The 16,822-nt window shown below is 72.7% G+C and carries 20 protein-coding genes; 8 read left to right on the top strand and 12 right to left on the bottom strand.

Features of this window, described 5'->3' with window-relative positions; translation table 11 throughout:
* Both HUW36_RS09750 and HUW36_RS09755 read right to left on the bottom strand, forming a co-directional pair.
* Nucleotides 1-465, bottom strand: a 465-nt coding sequence (locus HUW36_RS09750; RefSeq protein ID WP_174527838.1) for a DUF2786 domain-containing protein, incomplete at its 3' end; no start/stop codon positions are given.
* A gap of 37 nt (nt 466-502) precedes the next feature.
* Nucleotides 503-892, bottom strand: coding sequence for a hypothetical protein (locus HUW36_RS09755; RefSeq protein ID WP_091565673.1), 390 nt, complete (start codon nt 890-892; stop codon nt 503-505).
* Between the two features lie 166 nt (nt 893-1,058).
* Between HUW36_RS09755 and HUW36_RS09760 the strand changes: the two genes are divergently transcribed.
* Nucleotides 1,059-2,396, top strand: coding sequence for an ABC transporter substrate-binding protein (locus HUW36_RS09760; protein ID WP_174527839.1), 1,338 nt, complete (start codon nt 1,059-1,061; stop codon nt 2,394-2,396).
* A 53-nt stretch (nt 2,397-2,449) separates the two neighbouring features.
* Here HUW36_RS09760 and HUW36_RS09765 read toward each other — a convergent pair whose 3' ends face one another.
* Together HUW36_RS09765 and HUW36_RS09770 are read right to left on the bottom strand one after the other, a co-directional pair.
* Nucleotides 2,450-3,193, bottom strand: coding sequence for an enoyl-CoA hydratase/isomerase family protein (locus HUW36_RS09765; protein ID WP_174527840.1), 744 nt, complete (start codon nt 3,191-3,193; stop codon nt 2,450-2,452).
* Complete coding sequence (locus tag HUW36_RS09770; RefSeq protein ID WP_174527841.1) at nt 3,190-4,047, bottom strand: 3-hydroxyacyl-CoA dehydrogenase family protein; 858 nt, start codon at nt 4,045-4,047, stop codon at nt 3,190-3,192. The genes HUW36_RS09765 and HUW36_RS09770 overlap by 4 nt, the downstream gene beginning before the upstream one ends.
* A 161-nt stretch (nt 4,048-4,208) precedes the next feature.
* Here HUW36_RS09770 and HUW36_RS09775 point away from each other — a divergent pair, with 161 nt between their 5' ends.
* Nucleotides 4,209-4,496, top strand: coding sequence for a hypothetical protein (locus HUW36_RS09775; RefSeq protein WP_174527842.1), 288 nt, complete (start codon nt 4,209-4,211; stop codon nt 4,494-4,496).
* 52 nt (nt 4,497-4,548) lie between these two features.
* Here the strand turns inward: HUW36_RS09775 and HUW36_RS09780 are convergent, their stop codons facing one another.
* The gene (locus HUW36_RS09780) at nt 4,549-5,328 is read right to left on the bottom strand and encodes a class I SAM-dependent methyltransferase (RefSeq protein ID WP_174527843.1); all 780 of its coding nucleotides are present in this window, start codon (nt 5,326-5,328) and stop codon (nt 4,549-4,551) included.
* A 56-nt stretch (nt 5,329-5,384) separates the two neighbouring features.
* Here HUW36_RS09780 and HUW36_RS09785 point away from each other — a divergent pair, with 56 nt between their 5' ends.
* Nucleotides 5,385-5,783, top strand: coding sequence for a PPOX class F420-dependent oxidoreductase (locus HUW36_RS09785; protein ID WP_174527844.1), 399 nt, complete (start codon nt 5,385-5,387; stop codon nt 5,781-5,783).
* A gap of 58 nt (nt 5,784-5,841) precedes the next feature.
* On the opposite strand, the gene HUW36_RS09790 is transcribed toward HUW36_RS09785, so the two are convergent.
* Together HUW36_RS09790 and HUW36_RS09795 are read right to left on the bottom strand one after the other, a co-directional pair.
* Nucleotides 5,842-6,051, bottom strand: a complete 210-nt coding sequence (locus tag HUW36_RS09790; RefSeq protein WP_007073996.1) for a BldC family transcriptional regulator — start codon at nt 6,049-6,051, stop codon at nt 5,842-5,844.
* 256 nt (nt 6,052-6,307) lie between these two features.
* Complete coding sequence (locus tag HUW36_RS09795; RefSeq protein WP_174527845.1) at nt 6,308-7,147, bottom strand: DUF8083 family protein; 840 nt, start codon at nt 7,145-7,147, stop codon at nt 6,308-6,310.
* A 176-nt stretch (nt 7,148-7,323) separates the two neighbouring features.
* On the opposite strand from HUW36_RS09795, the gene HUW36_RS09800 reads away from it, so the two are divergent.
* Both HUW36_RS09800 and HUW36_RS09805 read left to right on the top strand, forming a co-directional pair.
* Entirely contained in the window at nt 7,324-8,406 is a 1,083-nt protein-coding gene (locus HUW36_RS09800) for a Glu/Leu/Phe/Val family dehydrogenase (protein WP_091565706.1), read from the top strand.
* 302 nt (nt 8,407-8,708) lie between these two features.
* Entirely contained in the window at nt 8,709-8,924 is a 216-nt protein-coding gene (locus HUW36_RS09805; RefSeq protein WP_013283429.1) for a DUF3073 domain-containing protein, read from the top strand.
* 125 nt (nt 8,925-9,049) lie between these two features.
* Here HUW36_RS09805 and amcA read toward each other — a convergent pair whose 3' ends face one another.
* The 5 genes from amcA to HUW36_RS09830 all read right to left on the bottom strand — a co-directional run bounded on the left by amcA (nt 9,050) and on the right by HUW36_RS09830 (nt 13,683).
* Complete coding sequence (amcA, locus tag HUW36_RS09810; RefSeq protein ID WP_174527846.1) at nt 9,050-9,262, bottom strand: multiple cyclophane-containing RiPP AmcA; 213 nt, start codon at nt 9,260-9,262, stop codon at nt 9,050-9,052.
* Nucleotides 9,243-10,334: a cyclophane-forming radical SAM peptide maturase AmcB gene (amcB, locus tag HUW36_RS09815; RefSeq protein WP_174527851.1), complete on the bottom strand. Its 1,092-nt coding sequence runs from the start codon at nt 10,332-10,334 to the stop codon at nt 9,243-9,245. The genes amcA and amcB overlap by 20 nt, the downstream gene beginning before the upstream one ends.
* Nucleotides 10,335-10,461: 127 nt before the next feature.
* Nucleotides 10,462-11,616: a phosphoribosylformylglycinamidine cyclo-ligase gene (purM, locus tag HUW36_RS09820; protein WP_174527847.1), complete on the bottom strand. Its 1,155-nt coding sequence runs from the start codon at nt 11,614-11,616 to the stop codon at nt 10,462-10,464.
* Between the two features lie 57 nt (nt 11,617-11,673).
* Nucleotides 11,674-13,191: an amidophosphoribosyltransferase gene (gene purF / locus HUW36_RS09825; RefSeq protein WP_174527848.1), complete on the bottom strand. Its 1,518-nt coding sequence runs from the start codon at nt 13,189-13,191 to the stop codon at nt 11,674-11,676.
* A gap of 168 nt (nt 13,192-13,359) precedes the next feature.
* Nucleotides 13,360-13,683, bottom strand: coding sequence for a sterol carrier family protein (locus HUW36_RS09830; RefSeq protein ID WP_246248036.1), 324 nt, complete (start codon nt 13,681-13,683; stop codon nt 13,360-13,362).
* A 229-nt stretch (nt 13,684-13,912) separates the two neighbouring features.
* Between HUW36_RS09830 and HUW36_RS09835 the strand changes: the two genes are divergently transcribed.
* The 3 genes from HUW36_RS09835 to HUW36_RS09845 form a co-directional block, all read left to right on the top strand.
* Nucleotides 13,913-15,568 (top strand): carboxypeptidase-like regulatory domain-containing protein, encoded by a 1,656-nt coding sequence (locus tag HUW36_RS09835; protein WP_246248033.1) that lies wholly within the window; start codon nt 13,913-13,915, stop codon nt 15,566-15,568.
* A gap of 3 nt (nt 15,569-15,571) precedes the next feature.
* On the top strand, nt 15,572-15,973 hold the full coding sequence (locus HUW36_RS09840; protein ID WP_174527850.1) for a hypothetical protein: 402 nt from the start codon (nt 15,572-15,574) through the stop codon (nt 15,971-15,973).
* 159 nt (nt 15,974-16,132) lie between these two features.
* Nucleotides 16,133-16,822, top strand: a 690-nt coding sequence (locus tag HUW36_RS09845) for an MFS transporter (protein ID WP_246248035.1), incomplete at its 3' end; no start/stop codon positions are given.

Below are 16,822 nucleotides of genomic sequence, written 5' to 3' on the forward strand. Positions count from 1 at the left end.
CAGCCGCTCGGCGACGACCTGGGCGAAGCCGGCCAGCCAGGTGCGCCGGTACGCGGCCGGGTGCTCCCCGGCCGGCACGACCGCCCCGGCCAGCCCGTGCGCCGCCTGCACCAGCAACGAGGTGAAGAGCAGCTCGGCCCGTTCCAGGTCACTGGCGAAGCCGAACAGGTGCATGGCGAACCCGTTGCCCTGCCGACGGCGTACGCAGCGGCAGCGCAGCGGGTCGGCGACCGCGGCCAGCAGGCCGGCCTTGTCCCGGGCGTACGGGGCGACCACGTCGACCACCCGGTCGCCCACCGGGTCACGGGCCGGGTCGCGGGCGGCCAGCAGCGCGCGGTCGACACCGTAGCGGGCGATCAGCTCGGTGGCCTTGGCCGTGAAGGCGGCCGACTCGGCGGGGGTGCAGGCCGGGTCCTCGGCCTGGGCGAGCAGCTTGCGTACCTTGCTGAGCATCGCCTCGGACATGCCCCAGAGCTATCACAGCGCCGGCCGGCGCGACCGTTCAGTCCTCGCGACTACGCAACGTGGCGATGGTCGAACCGGCCAGGGTGAGCAGGCAGTCGGGCAGCAGCCCGTCGGCCGCCGCCGCACCGAACAGCGCCTCGCCGGTGTCGGCGTCGTCGTTGGCGCACGCGCTGACGAACCGCGCCACCCAGCGGGTGTCGTAGTCGGCCTGGTCGATGCCGGGAAAGTCGAGCGCGGCGGCGCCGGCCGGCGCGTCGTCGCCGAGCATGGTGGCGGCCAGGCACCAGGCCACCCCGTACGCGCCGGACAGCCCCGAGCGGTCGACGACCGCGTCGAAGGCGCCGACCACGCCGGCCCCGTCCCCGACCAGCGCCGAACGGAGCACGGCGGTCGCGTCGTCAAGCGTCTGCTGTGCTTCGTCGGTCACCTGCGGAACAGTAGCGCCGGGGGTCAAGCGGTGACACCGGATCGGCCGCGCGATCACGCACGGTGATTCCCGCAGTCGGGGTGCCGACGGAGCCCACTCCACAGTCCCACCCGCCGCGCGGGCACGCTAATGTGCGCAGCGGACCTTCGCCCGAGGAAGGACGACCATGCTGAGAACACGCACGTCGCGCGCGGCCCTGTCCACGGCCTGCGCGGCGCTCCTGCTCGCCACCAGCGCCTGCGGGAGCGACGAGCCGAAGGACGCGGCCACCACCCAGGTTCGCCTCTACGGCACCGACGGCAACATGCTCAACTCCTACGCCGCGACGCTCAAGGACCGGGCGAACCTCCTCAACGGCATGAAGGGCACCACCCCTCTCACGCCGCTGCCGGAGAGTTTCAAGGAGCGGCTACGCAACGTAGACCCGAAGCTGACCGACTACCTCTACTCGGCGGAGTCGTACGACGCCGTGGTGATCAGCGCGCTGGCCGCCCAGCTCGCCGGCACGACCGCGCCGGCCGAGATCGCCAAGCAGATCGTCGGGGTGACCACCGGCGGTCAGCGCTGCGACGAGGTGGCGACCTGCCTCCAGCTCGCCCGCTCCGGGCAGGACATCGAGTACCGGGGTGTGTCGCTGACCCGGGGCGGGTTCACCGACACCGGCGAGCCGGCCACCGCGAGCTACGGCACGCTGCACTTCGACAACGAGAAGATCGACGACGCGAAGACCGAGTTCGTCGGCGCCGGTGAGGAGTCGGGCGCGAGCACCAAGGCCCCGCCGCGTGGTCGCAAGGTCCGCGACGGCAAGGCGAAGGACGCCCCGCTGGTGCTCGGCGGCCTGCTGCCGAAGACCGGTGACCTGGCGCTGGCGTACCCGCCGATGGCCGCCGCCGCGGCGCTGGCCCTCACAGAGGTCAACGCGGCCGGCGGGGTCCTCGGCGAGCCGGTGAAGTGGATCGACGGCGACGACGGCACCAACCCGGCGGTGGCGAAGGCGACGGTGGCCTCGCACGTCGGGCAGGGCGTCCAGGTCATCATCGGCGCGGGCGCGTCCGGCATCTCCCGGGCGGTGCTGCCCGACGTGGTAGCCGCCGGCCGGATCCTGTTCTCGCCGTCGAACACCGACGCGGGACTGAGCACCGTGGACGACAAGGGGCTCTACTTCCGGACCGCGCCGCCGGACAGCCTCCAGGGCCGCGCCCTGGCCGACGTCATGCTGCGGGACGGGCCGCGCAAGATCGTGATCCTGGCCCGTAAGGACTCCTACGGCGAGGGCCTCCAGGAGAACGTGCGGGCCGAACTGGAGAAGGCCGGGGTCGGCGCGGACCGGCTCAAGCTGATCACCTACCTGCCGCCGGAGGACCCGAACACGCCTGTCGACTTCGGCGGCGTGGCCCAGGAGATCAAGAGCTACGGTCCGGAGGCGGTGCTGCTGATCGGCTTCGGCGAGTCCATGCCGTCGATCACCGCGATGGCCGACGCCGGGATCCAGTTCAGCAGCTGAGACGCGCGTACGTCGGGGGCCGCACCGGGACGACCGGTGCGGCCCCCGACGTCTCAGCGGGCCTTGCGGCGCTCCAGGAACTCGGTCATCCGCCGCTGCTTCTCCTCGTCCTCGAAGAGGACCGCCTGGCTGAGCAGGTCGAGCTGCGGGTGCGCGGCCGGCGGCGCGTCGACGGCCAGCTTGGTCAGCCGCAACGCCAGCGCGGAGCCCTTGGCCATCTCGTCGAGCAGCTCGTGTGCGGTGGGCAGCAGCTCCGCCGGGTCGGCCACCACCCGGTTGACCAGGCCGATCCGCAGCGCCTCGTCGGCATCCACCCGCCGGCCGGTGAAGAGCAGCTCCTTGGCCCGGGCCTCGCCGATCAGCGCGGGCAACCGGTAGGTCGCGCCGGCGCCGGCCAGGATGCCCAACCGCACCTCGGGCTGGCCGAAGACCGCACGGCCCGTGCACACCCGCAGATCGCAGGCGTACGCCAGCTCGGCGCCGCCGCCCAGCGCCGGGCCGTCGACCGCCGCCACGGTGGGCATCGGGAGCGCCCGGATCCGGGCGAAGACGCCCTGGTTGATCGCGGCCAGCGCGTCCAGCCGGCCGCGTTCCCGGAGCTGGGCGATGTCCGCGCCGCCGGCGAAGATGCCCGCCGCACCGCCGGTGAGCAGCATCAGCCGGGGCCGCGCCTCCAGCTCGGCGCAGACCCCGTGCAGCTCGGCCACCAGGTCGGCGTCGATCGCGTTGCGCTTCTCCGGCCGGTCCAGCGTCACCACGAGCCGGTCCGGCAGTTCCTCGATCCGCAGCCCGCTCATTGCTTCTGGCCGTCCTTCCACGCGTAGAAGCCCTGCCCGGACTTCTTGCCCAGCTTCCCGGCGGCCACCATCTCCCGCAGCAGCGGCGGCGGCGCGAACCGGTCCCCGTACGCGGCCTGGAGGGTGCGCGCGATGTCGAGCCGGACGTCCAGTCCGACCAGGTCGGTCAGCTCCAGCGGCCCGACCGGGTGCCGGTAGCCGAGCACCATGGCCTTGTCGATGTCGGCCGGGCTCGCGACCCCGTCGGCCACCATCCGGATCGCCTCCAGGCCGAGCGTGACTCCGAGCCGGGAGGTGGCGAAGCCGGGCATGTCGCGTACCACGACGGGGTCCTTGCCCAGCCGACCGGCCAGCGCGACGGCCGCCTCGGTGGTCTCCGGCGCGGTGGCCGGGCCGACCACCACCTCCAGCAGTGCCATCGCCCAGACCGGGTTGAAGAAGTGCAGCCCGAGGAAGTCCGCCGGGCGGTCCAGCCCGTCGGCCAGCTCGGCGATCGGGATGCTGGAGGTGTTGCTGCCCAGCAGCACCGGTCGGCGGCCCTCGGCCTCGCGGAGCACGGCGCGCTTGAGGTCGAGCCGCTCGGGGACCGCCTCCACGATCACGTCCGGCCTCTCGGCCACCTCGGCCAGGCCGGCACGCAGGACGACCCGCGACCGGTTGGCGGTCGCCGCCTCCTCGGTCAGCTTGCCCCGCCGCACCCCGCGCTCCCACAGCTCGCCGAGCCGCCGGACGGCGTCGGCTCCCCGGGCCGGGTCGACCTCGACCAGTTCGACGGCGTACCCGGCGCCGGCCGCCACGTACGCGATGCCGAGGCCCATGGTGCCGGCCCCGACGACCACAAAACGACCACTCATCGACGTCCCCTCGCCGCGGCGGGGGCGGGCGGGGTCTCCGCCGCGCCGGGCCCGGCCGCTCGTTCCTGGATGCGACCCTATGCAGGGCCGGGCCGCCGGGCATGCGTGGGGGCGGAGCGGACGGGGTACAGACGGCCGTCAACGCCGAAGGAAGGATCGAGATGAGCCAGGCACCGGAGAGCGCGCAGAGCACCGAGACGGTCGAGACGCGCGGCGACGAGCGGGTGGACCTGCTCCGCGCGGACACCAACAACGACGGCAAGACCGACGTCTGGGTGGTGGACACCGACGGCGACGGCAAGGCCGACCTGTTCCAGTTCGACACCGACGGCGACGGCAAGGTGGACATCACCATGGTCGACATCGACGAGGACGGCACCCCGGACGAGGTGGTCGACGGCGACGGCGGCCTGCCGCCGGAGCAGACGACGCCCACCGTCCAGGTCTGAGATGTAAGGAAGGGCCCCTTCTTATCGCCTACGCGATAGGAGGGGCCCCTTCCTAACGCCTGAGGGCGAGCGTGGCGAGGTAGTAGGGGTGGTCGGTGTCGTCCACGTCGGTCAGTCGCCACGGTGAGCCGTGGACCAGTTCGGCGAACTCCGCGGGTGAGCAGACCAGGTAGTCGAACCACTCGGTGCCGAGCAGCCGGTAGCGCAGCCGCAGCCGCAGCTGACCGCCCAGCCGGCCCCGCCGCCGGTTCCGCTCGTGGTAGCCGGTGTGCACCGGGTCGGTGGTGCCGTACGGGTCGGTGCCGTGCGCGATCACCGTCGCCCCCGGCCGGGCCAGCGCGGCGAGCGCGGCCAGCAACGCGGGGGCCCGCTCCCGCCCCTCGAAGAGACCCAGGTTGTTGCCGAGCAGCAGGAACGTGTCGTAGCGCCGACCGTCGGCGACGTGCTCGTGGACGGTGCCGTGCACCAGTTCGCGTACGCCCCGGTGCCGGCTGACCCGCAGCGCGCCGAGCGAGGTGTCCAGGCCGGTGACCGGCACCCCGCGCTCCTGCAGGTGCAGCGCGATCCGGCCGGCGCCGACGCCGACGTCGAGCACGTGCCCGTGGACCCGGTCGACCGCCCGGTGGTCGTGCGGCTGCCAGCGGTCCGGCGGGTCGAGGTAGTGCCCGGCGGGCGCGCCGTTGACCAGCCCGTCGTCCCGCTCGATGATCTCGATGACCGGCCGGGGCAGGCGTCCGCCGGCCATCGGCCGGGGGCCGATGCCGGTCGCCACCGCGTACGCGTCGCGGATCATCTCGCCGAACACGTCACCGATCTCGGGTTCCCCGGTCATGAGAGAGCACGCTATCCGGGGCTCGGCACCGTTGTCGCAGCCGTATCCTGGGCGGCGTGACCGACCTGGACCGCCTGGCGGCGGAGAAGTACGTCCTGCTCACCACGTTCCGCAAGGACGGCCGGGCGGTGGCGACCCCGGTGTGGGCGGTGCGCGACGGCGACGCGCTCGCGGTGTGGACCGTGTCCGACTCCGGCAAGGTGAAGCGGATCCGGCGCGACGGACGGGTCACGGTGGCGCCGTGCGACGTCCGCGGCCGTCCGCACGGCGAGGCGGTGCCGGCTCACGCCACCATCGGCGACCCGGAGAGCACCAGGCGGATCCGGGGTCTGCTCAAGCACAAGTACCGGCTGATCGGGCGGCTGAGCCTGCTGGGCAGCCGGCTGCGCCGGGGGGAGGGCGGCACGGTGGGGCTGCGGATCGTGCTGGACGGACCGACCCCCGGACACGATTAGGGGCGGTGGCCCGTCGGCCGACCGCCCCTGATCGGAATTCCTGAGGAACTTCGGGTCGTCAGTCTCCCTGACGCTGCTGGGGGATCTGCCCCTGCAGCAGGGCCCGAACCTCCGACTCGCGGTAGCGACGGTGGCCGCCCAGGGTCCGGATGGCGCTGAGCTTGCCAGCCTTGGCCCACCGGGTCACCGTCTTCGGGTCGACACGGAACATCGACGCCACCTCGGCCGGTGTGAGTAGCGGCTCTGGTTCGTGCGTTCGCGATGCCATCGGGGTCACTCCTCCACATGTATAGACATCGGCCGGGGTCCCGCCGGCCGACGCGTCTCCCATGGTCCGGCTAGTCCCCGATGTCCGACATGGGCCGAACGGCTGAAGGTCCCTAGACGGACGGATGAAGCATGCCCGATTTTTACGACTTTTATGCCGCAGAAACTACCTTATTCGGACTCATGATCACGGTTCGTGATGCGTCAACTACGAGACACTCTCGCATCACGACCCTCGAAAGTGGGCAAACCGGGCGTCAGTTGCAGCGTTCCAGCAGCTGCACCGCACGCCACCGCGCGACCAGCTTGTCGTAGGCCGCCGAGGCCTCCTCCGCCTCGCCCCGGGCCAACCCGGCCAGCCCTTCCGCGACCAGCTCGGTCGAGTCGTCGGCCAGCAACGTCTCGTCCGGCAGCAGTTGCACCAGGCCGCCGTAGTCCAGCTCGACCACCGAGCGCGGGTGGAACTCCTCCAACCAGCGGGCGGCCTCCTCGACCGCCTCGGTGATCGGCGCCTCGCCGACCGACTTGCGCAGCACCGACAGTGCCCGGGAGGAGCGGCGACGCGCCTTGGAGATCTCGGTGCGGAAGCGCAACGCGCGCCGCTCCGGCTCGGTGACCAGGTGCCGCTCCCCGGCCTCGAACAGCACGAACCAGCGCAGCGGCACACCCCAGGTGGCGATCTGCTCGTGCACCCGGGGCACCCCGTGCTCCAGCACCCGCGCTCCGCTGCGCCAGTCCTCCACCACGGCCTTGGCCTGCCCCGCCAGGATCGGCGGCACGAACGCGTCGGCGAGCACCGACGGCACCCCGTCCCGCGCGCTCAGCGCCGCCTCGGCGACCCGGATGCGCAGGTTCCACGGGCACACCAGCAGCGCCTCGTCGGTCTCCAGGACGTACGCCTCGTCCGGCAGGTCGGGCAGCCGGGTCCAGCCCGCGCCGAGCGCCTCGATCACCGCCGTCCGCTGCCGCACCGGCCCCTCCAGCGGGGCGATGGCCCGACCCTCGCTCACGTACCGGCGCCAGTACGACTGCCGGTCCCGGTCGAAGGCGGTCAACGGCTCGTACACGCGCAGGTATGAAGCGAAGAGCGACGGCACGGCGCGATCCTCCCACGAGACGGGACCGCCCGTCGCCGCCGTCACGCCGGCGGCGTGACGTGGGCGACAGTACGGTTCCGGCCGATATTAGGCTCAACGACACCGGCACCATCCCGCCGGCGTGCCACCGAAGGTTCCGCACCCCACAAGGGCGCACACCGACACAGGAGTCAGCCATGGGCGTATTCGCCAGCACCGACGACCCGGTATCCACGGGTCACGAGCAGGTCGTGTTCTGCCAGGACAAGCAGTCCGGCCTGAAGGCGATCATCGGGATCTACTCCACCGCGCTGGGCCCCGCCCTCGGCGGCACCCGGTTCTACCCGTACGCCAGCGAGGCCGAGGCCCTCGCCGACGTGCTCGACCTCTCCCGGGGCATGGCGTACAAGAACGCCCTGGCCAACCTGGACCTCGGTGGCGGCAAGGCGGTCATCTGGGGCGACCCGGAGCAGATCAAGAGCGAGGCGCTGCTGCGCGCCTACGGCCGCTTCGTGGAGTCGCTGAACGGCCGCTACTACACCGCCTGCGACGTCGGCACCTACGTCGCCGACATGGACGTCATCGCGCGCGAGACCCGCTACGTCACCGGCCGCAGCGTGGAGCACGGCGGCGCCGGCGACTCGTCGATCCTCACCGCCTGGGGCGTCTTCCAGGGCATGCGGGCCGCCGCCGAGCACGTCTGGGGCAGCCCGACGCTCGCCGGCCGGCGGGTCGGCGTGGCCGGCCTGGGCAAGGTCGGCAAGTACCTCACCGCGCACCTGCTGGAAGACGGCGCCGAGGTCGTGGCGACCGACGTCAACCCGCGCGCCCGGGAGTGGGTGCGCACCACCCACCCGCAGGTCACCCTGGTCGACGACACCGCCGCGCTCGTCGCGTCCGACATCGACGTGTACGCCCCGTGCGCGCTGGGCGGCGCGCTGGACGACGAGACCGTGCCGGTGCTGCGGGCGAAGGTGGTCACCGGCGCGGCGAACAACCAGCTCGCCCACCCGGGCATCGAGAAGGTCCTCGCCGACCGGGGCATCCTCTACACCCCGGACTACGTGGTGAACGCCGGTGGCGTTATCCAGGTCGCCGACGAGATCGAGGGCTTCAACTTCGACCGGGCCAAGCTGCGCGCCACCCGGATCTTCGACACCACCCGGGAGATCCTGCGGCTCGCCGACGACGAGGGCGTCCCGCCGGCGGTCGCCGCGGACCGGCTCGCCGAGCGGCGGATGGCCGAGGTCGGCCGCCTGCGCACGATCCACCTGCGCTGAACGTCACCCCGGGGGCGGGCCGCCGGCTCCGCCCCCGGGCACACGTCGGACCAGGCCCGACGTTAAGCTGATTCTCGGGATGATTCGTCCGGTTTGCCCGCTGTCACGGCCGGCACCGGCCGACGCCCCTTACCCGGTACACTTTGTGACGGCCGGAACACTGCGACGCGCAGGGCCGGTCGACGGTGACCCGAGGTGCCGAACAGTGGCATCCCCATGTACCGTAAGAGCCACGAGAGATGCCTGACGTCATCGGGGCCCGCCTTCGGGCTGCCCCGCATTCTGTGCGAGGGGGTCGAGCCATGGGGCGCGGCCGTGCTAAGGCCAAGCAGACGAAGGTGGCCCGGGAGTTGAAGTACCACTCCCCGAACACCGACCTAACCGCCTTGCAGCGCGAGCTGGCGGGTAGTGGTAAGTCTGAGCACAACTTCGACGACGACTACAAAGAGTATGTCGACGACGATGACGAGGACCACGCGGACGACGACCCGGACACCTGGGCTCGTCCGACCCGCTGACCTCCCATCACATCTGAGCACGCGGCAACCTCCGCGTGCTCACGCATGTGCTCTGCCGAGCCGGCGTTCGACCGACGATCAAGGACCTGCCGCACCAGCAGGTCCTTGATCGCGGAACCGTTCCCTCAGCGCGGTCGGTTGTTCCAGTTGTAGAACGTCGGGATGTTCTCGAAGTGGTTCCACGCGCACACCGCGCTGGCGCCGTCGCCCCCCGACACCTCCGCCCGCAGCAGCCGCGCCGCCTCGGCCTCGTGGAGGAGCGCGGTCAGCCCCGCGGCCGCGTCCCGCACCCGGTCGGCGACCACGTCCCGGTCGGTGTCACTGGTGATCTCGGGCATGCTCCAACACTCCCTCCAATAGGCGGATCTTGCTGTTGCGGCAGTGCTCGGTCTCCGTGCCGTCGAACCGGCCCAGCTCGAAGTAGCGGTTGGCGGCGTGACCACCACCGCAGAACCCGAAGTAGGCGCAGGACGACCGGCACGCCTCCACACCGCTGAGGAACTCACCGACCCAGGGTGTCCGCCCGGCGTCGGCGAGGATCTCGCTCAACGGGGTGGTCAGCACGTTCCCGCTGCCGAAGTCGCCGTACCGCGGGTCGGTGAAGCCGGCCAGCTCGGGGGAGAGCACCACCACCGAACCGTCGTGGCCGACCGTCGGGATCGGGTCGAGCTGGCGGGGCAGCAGATCGTCGGCGGTACCGGCCAGGACCGCGCCCGCGTACCGCAGCGACCACTCCACCTCGCGCAGGTGGATCCGGGGATCCCGACGCCAGGCCGCGACCAGCTCGGCCCAGAAGCCGGTGACGTCGGCCGCGTCCCGGGCGTTCGTCCGGGTGTTGACGCCCTCGGTCTCCTCGATGTTGACGCCCAGCACCTCGCAGCCCAGGTCGAGGAAGTAGTCGTACAGCTCGGTCGCCAGCCCCGGCTCCGGCCGGGAGACCACCGCCAGCGCCGAGAACGGCAGCCCGTGCCGGCGCAGCGCCGCCACCCCGGCCACGATCCGGTCGTACGCCGGACGCCCGCCCCGGGTGACCCGCTCGGCGTTGCGGGCCCGCGGACCGTCGACGCTCACGCTCACCCGAACCCGGTGCTCGGCGAAGAACGCGCACCAGGCGTCGTCGACGAGCGTGGCGTTGGTCTGCACGTGGTGCTCGACGTCCGGCCCGAACGGGGCCAGCAGCGCGGCCAGGTGCTCGCGACCGGCCGCGAGCGGCTCCCCGCCGTGCCAGACCACGGAGAAGCGCCCCCCGGCCGACCAGGGGTTCACCGACGCCGCCACCGCCTCGGCCACCGCCACCGGCATCCGCCGGTCCGCCGCGCGCAGCGGCAGATAGCAGTAGGCGCAGTCGAGGTTGCAGAGCGTGGTCGGCTGCATGACCACGTACGAGGGGACGGCGGCGATGCCCCGCATCCCCCCGGGCGTGCGCGCAGCCATCGACCCCTCCCCCGCGTGCCTGGAAACCGAACCTTCAGGCTAGGCGGCGGCGGCCGCTCGGGTGAACCCCCGATCAGGTGCCCGGCTGATCAGCGGAGCGTGATCATCCGCGGGTGTGCTGGCCGACCATCTGCACGTTGCCGGAGCCCTCGATGATCTCGCCGGCCTGCCAGGCCTCGACGCCACGGCCGGTCAGGGTGGCCAGGGCGCGGTCGGCGTCCTCGGCGGAGACGATCGCGAACATGCCGACGCCCATGTTGAACGTCGCTTCCATCTCCGGGTCCTCGATCCGGCCCTTGGACTGGATCAGGTCGAAGATCGGCTGCGGCTTCCAGGTGGAACGGTTGACCACGGCGTCGACGTGCTCCGGCAGGACCCGGACCAGGTTGCCCGGGATGCCGCCGCCGGTGACGTGGGCCAGGGCCCGCACCTCGGCCTCGGCGATCAGCTTGAGGCAGTCCTGCGCGTAGATCTTGGTCGGGGTGAGCAGCTCCTCGCCCAGCGTGCGCTGGCGGCCGAAGTCCTCGATCACGACGTCCAGCCGCATCCGGCCGGCGCCCAGCAGCACGTGCCGGACCAGCGAGTAGCCGTTGGAGTGCAGGCCGGAGGAGCGCATGGCGATCACCACGTCGCCCACCTCGACCCGCTCCGGGCTGAGGATCTCGCTCTCCTCCACCACGCCCACGCCGGTGGCCGAGATGTCGTACTCGTCCGGGCGCAGCACGCCGGGGTGCTCGGCGGTCTCGCCGCCCAGCAGCGCGCAGCCGGCGTACCGGCAGCCGTCCGCGATGCCGGCGCCGATCTCGGCGACCTTGTCCGGCACGACCTCGCCGGTGGCGATGTAGTCGAGCAGGAACAGCGGCTCCGCGCCGCACGCGACCAGGTCGTCGACGACCATGGCGACCAGGTCGATGCCGACCGTGTCGTGGATGTCGAGCTGCTGGGCGATCACCAGCTTGGTGCCCACGCCGTCGGTCGAGGAGGCGAGGATCGGGTTCTTGTATTTCTTGGTGTCCAGCCGGAACAGCCCGGCGAAGCCACCGAGGTCACCCATGACCTCCGGGCGCCGGGTCTCCCTGACCTTGGACTTGAGCAGCTCGACCGCGCGGTCGCCCGCCTCGATCGACACCCCGGCGTCGGCGTACGAGACCGAGCGTTTGCGCTGCGTCCGGCCGGATCCCGCCGTCCAGGGCTGGCGGTCGCCGCCGGCGCCCGTCGGGCTGGATCCTGCGCCGCTGCGCTCGGACACGTGCGTCACGGTTCTCCCCTTTGTGGTTCCCGCGGGACCGGAGCGGCCGGACCCGCGTCGGTGGTGCTACGGGTGGTGGGTCGGTGTGGCGACGAGCGGGACGGTGGGCTCGGCCGCCTCGGCGGCGACCCGGCGGCCCACTCCCTCGAGCACGTGCTTGCCGATCAGGTTCCCGGCCGGCAGTTCGATCGGGTACTCCCCATCGAAGCACGCCCGGCAGAGCCGCGTCTTCGGCTGCTCGGTCGCGGCGATGAGACCGGGCAGGGACACGTAACCCAGCGTGTCGGCGCCGATCGAGCGCCGGATGCCCTCGTTGTCCAGCCCGTTGGCCAGCAGTTCGGCCCGGGTGGCGAAGTCGATGCCGTAGAAACAGGGCCAGCTCACCGGCGGCGACGAGATCCGGACGTGGACCTCCAGCGCCCCCGCCTCGCGCAGCAGCCGGACGATCGCCCGCTGCGTGGTGCCCCGGACGATCGAGTCGTCCACCACCACCAGCCGCTTGCCGCGCACGTTCTGCCGCAGCGGGTTCAGCTTGAGCCGCACGCCGAGCGCGCGCAGCGTCTGCGACGGCTGGATGAAGGTGCGTCCCACGTACGGGTTCTTCATCAGGCCCTGGCCGTAGGTGATGCCCGACTCCTCGGCGTAGCCGATGGCGGCCGGCGTGCCGGACTCCGGCACCGGGATCACCAGGTCGGCCTCGACCGGGTGCTCCTTGGCGAGCTGCCGGCCGATCTGCACCCGGGCGGCGTGCACGTTGCGGCCGGCGATGGTGGCGTCCGGCCGGGCGATGTACACGTACTCGAAGAGGCAGCCCTTGGGCTCCGGCGCGGCGAACCGGCTGGAGCGCAGCCCGTTCTCGTCGATGGCGATCAGCTCGCCCGGCTCCACCTCGCGCACCACGCTCGCGCCCACGATGTCCAGCGCGGCGGTCTCGCTCGCCACCACCCAGCCGCGCTCCAGCCGGCCGAGCACCAGCGGGCGCACGCCGTGCGCGTCGCGGGCCGCGTAGAGCGTCGTCTCGTCCATGAAGACGAAGCTGAACGCGCCCCGCAGCTGCGGCAGCACCTCCATCGCGGCCGCCTCGACCGACATGTCGGGCCGGCTGGCCAGCAGCATGGTGACGAGCGAGGTGTCGTTGGTCGAGCCGTCGGAGTCGACGCCCCGGGCGGACACCTCGCGCCGTAGCTCGGCGGTGTTGACCAGGTTGCCGTTGTGGGCCAGCGCGATCGTCGTGCCGGCGGTGGTGGCCCGGATGGTCGGCTGGGCGTTCTCCCAGGTCGAGCCGCCGGTGGTCGAGTAGCGCGCGTGCCCGATGGCGACGTGCCCGCGCAGGCTGGCCAGGGTCGGCTCGTCGAACACCTGGGCGACCAGGCCGAGGTCCTTGTAGACCACCACGCCCGAGCCGTCGCTGACCGCGATGCCCGCGGCCTCCTGACCCCGGTGCTGGAGGGCGTAGAGCCCGAAGTAGGTGAGGTTGGCGACCTCTTCCCCCGGCGCCCAGACGCCGAAGACGCCGCACGCGTCCTGGGGGCCGGGTCGTTGGGGGTCAAGGTCGTGGCTCAGCCGGCCATCGCCTCGGGGCACCTGCCGCTCCCTCGTGCTGGGGGTCTGGACTGGCCTGGCGGAGTCGGGGGGCAGCTCCGCACCGTGGGCCGGGACCGTCGTCGGGCACCAGTGTACGCGAACAGGAGTCGACACCGACAGTCACGAACCGCGCCCCGAGCGTCACACCGGCGGGCCACGTCGGCCCGGCTAAATCGGGAGGTACGCGGAGAGGTCGGCCCGGATGCCGGAGACGCGGACGCGACCCTCGGTGACCGCCGCCGCCCAGTCGAGCCGTCCGGTCGCCACCGCCAGCCAGGTCGCCGGGTCCATCTCCACCACGTTCGGCGGGGTGCCGCGGGTGTGTCGCGGACCCGGTACGCACTGCACCGCGCCGTAGGGTGGGACACGCACCTCCACCGATCGGCCGGGGGCACGCTCCGCAAGGGCGGCCAAGAGCGTCCGGACCGCCTCCCGGAGCACCGGCCGTTCGGGCGTACGCCCCTCGTCGAGCGCCGTCAGGGCGGCGAGCACCGCGTCGGAATAAGCGTGCGGAGAGGACACGACGGGACGATACGACCCGGCAGAAGGCCGCACGACGCCGGCCCTGGGTAGAGATGATCCGGTCAGACAAGGCATAGTTGCCGACGGCGTAATTCGTACCGTGAGTGATCAACCCGGCCGGAGCGGCCGGCGGGGCGATCAGACCCGGAAGGCGGTGGACGTGTCAACACACCGACGTGCCTGGAAGCATCGGGCCGGTGTGGTCGTAGCGCTGGTCTTCGGCGCCCTGCTCACCGTCCCCGCCACACCCGCCCTGGCGGCGAGCGTCAGCGTCTCGCCCGGGTCGGTCACGGTCAACGCCGGCAGCGACACGACGGTCAGCGTCCAGGTCACGCCGGAGGGCGAGGACCAGAGTGCCCAGATCAGCCTGACCGGCCTGCCGTCCGGCGTCAGTTGCGCCTCCGGGTGCGGCCAGGTCAACTTCGCTCCCGGCAACCCCCGGCCGAAGATCCAGCTCCTCACCATCCGCGCCAACGACAGCGCGCCGGACGCCAACGCCTCCGTCACGGTGCAGGTGCAGCCGGACAAGTCGGACCCGGCCACCGGCAACTTCCAGCTGGCGGTCAAGGCCAAGGCCGCACCCCCGCAGCAGCCGCAGACCGTGAAGACGGTCTCCGGCAAGGTGGTCAACTCCGACGGGGAGCCGATCTCCGGCGCGCTCGTCATGCTGCGCGACAGCTCCGGCAACGCGCGCCAGACGACCACGAACGGCAGCGGCAACTTCAGCTTCAGCGGCTCGTCCTCGAACCCGATCCTGCCGGGCCGACTCGACCTCGGCGCGTCCATCCAGGGTGCCGAGCCGAGTGCCAAGTCGATCAACGCGTCCGCCGGCCAGTCCGTGACCGGCCTCCGGCTCGGCATCGCGGTCAAGCCGTCGGCGAGCCCGAGCGTCACCCCGTCGGCGAGCGAGTCGGCCCTCCCGTCCGAGGAGCCGACCGAGGACGAGGTCACCGACACGCCGGCCACCGAGGCGCCGGCCGCCCAGCCGCCGGCACCCGAGGATTCCGGCGGCTTCAGCTCCTGGCTGTTGATCCTGCTCGGCGGCCTGTTCGTGGCCGTCGGCGTGGGCACCATCGTGCTGCTCTACATGCGGCGCAAGAACGAGGGCGACGACGGTGACGGCGACGGTCCGGGTGGCCCGGCCGGTCCGGGTGGCCCGGGTGGAGCCGCCATGGCGGGCGCGGTGCCCGCGGCCCGGGGCGCCTACCGGGGCGCGGACGACCAGACCCGCGTGGTCAACGGCATGGGCGCCGGCCCCGCGCCGACCGCGGTCGGCGGTGCCGCGCTCAGCGACGCGCCGACCATGCTCCAGCGGCCGGTCGTGGACGACGTCCCGCCGGACCCCTACGGCGCACCGCCCGGACCCGCGTACGGCGTCGGTTCGGGCCAGGGTGGTTACGGCTACGGCGACGACGCGCCCGGGCCCGGCGGTTACGGTGCGGCCGGTGGCTACGGCAACGCGCCCTCCTCGGGCGGCGGCTACGGCAACGGCCCGTCCTCGGGTGCCGGCTACGCCGCCGGTGCCGGCGGGTACGCCCCGGCCCAGGGCGGCGGGTACGGCAACGAGCGTTTCGACGAGCCCACCGGCCGCTACACCGGCGACAGCACCCAGTACGCGCCACCCAGCCGATCCCGGCGTTCTCCGACTCCGAGCGCACCCAGCCGACCGCGCCGCGCCAGCCGACGGCCGAGCAGGCCGCCGACAGCGAGGCCACCATGGTCATCCCGGCGGCGGACGTGGACAAGTTCCGCCGCTGACCGGACGTGGCACGAAACCGGGGCGGGATCCGACAGCGGATCCCGCCCCGGTCCGCGTCCCGGGCTGGACAGGGCCTCCGCCGCCGGTCAGCCTTGAGCCGTGCGACTGTCGGTGGGATCGGGCTGGTCGATCCGGCTGCCGGGGGCGTGGAGTCGGAGGCCCGCCGAAGGTGGCGGCACGGACCTGCGCGCCCCGGGCCGCTCGGTGCTGATCCAGCCGGGTGCCGAATGGCGGTGTGCGGACAGCGTGGACATCATCGCCGAGTTGGACGCGGAGCTTCCTCCCCACCCCGCGGGCAGGGTGGGCGAGGCGGGCCGCGACGGAATCGGTCATCGGGCCGCCTGGATCTACCGCGACGAGACCGGGCTCGCCCTCCACGGGTTCACGTTCGTCGACGGGAGCTACCTGGAGACGGTCTTCCGTGCGGTCGACGCGGCCGACCCGGCGTGGGCCTTCGAGGCCTGGCGCTCGGTGGCGCGGTCCGACCCCGGGTGCGGCTGACCGGACCGGCGAGCCGAGGGGCCACCGGCGCGCGACGTCGCGGTTAGGATCGTTCGCATGACCTGGCGATGTTGATCCCCTCCTGAGCGACGAGGCCGCGGGCCACCGCGGGCGCCGTGCACTGCGACCGGTGTCCGTCACGTCCCGTGGGAAGGCCTCATGCTCGTCGCACCTGCCCGCGTGCCCGCGACCCGTCGCCTGGCGGCGACGCTCTACGGCTACGCGTTCCTCACCGACCTCGTCCTGCTCTACCCGCTCTACGTGCTGCTCTTCGCCGACACCGGGCTGTCGGTCGGGCAGATCTCGACGCTGTTCGTCCTCTGGGCGGTCGCCGGCATCGTGCTGGAGGTGCCGTCGGGGGCCCTGGCCGACGCGCTGTCCCGCCGGCTGCTGCTCTGCCTGGCGCCGCTGCTCACCGCCGCCGGCTTCGCGCTCTGGGTGCTGCTGCCGTCCTACCCGGCGTTCGCCGTCGGGTTCCTGCTCTGGGGCGCCGGCGGCGCGTTGCGCTCCGGCGCGCTGGAGGCGCTCGTCTACACCGAGCTGGACCGCCTCGGCGCGGCCGACCGCTACGCCCGGCTGATCGGTCGCACCCGCACCACCGAGGTGCTCGGCGCGGTCGGGTCGGGGGTGCTCGCCGGGCCCGTGTTCGCGGTCGGCGGTTACCTCGCCGTCGGCGCGGCCAGCGTGGCGACCTGCCTGCTCGCGGCCGCCGTCGCGACCCGCTTCCCGGAACACCGTCCACCGGCGGCCACCACGACGGCGGGCCCGTCACCGGCCGGCTCGTCGGGCCCGGAACGGGTCAGACGGCGAAGCAGTTCGGCCGGATCTGCGCGCCGGCCAACGTCTGGC

The sequence above is a fragment of the Micromonospora maritima genome, from assembly GCF_902825405.1.
In the GTDB taxonomy this organism is placed as follows: Bacteria; Actinomycetota; Actinomycetes; order Mycobacteriales; family Micromonosporaceae; genus Micromonospora; species Micromonospora maritima.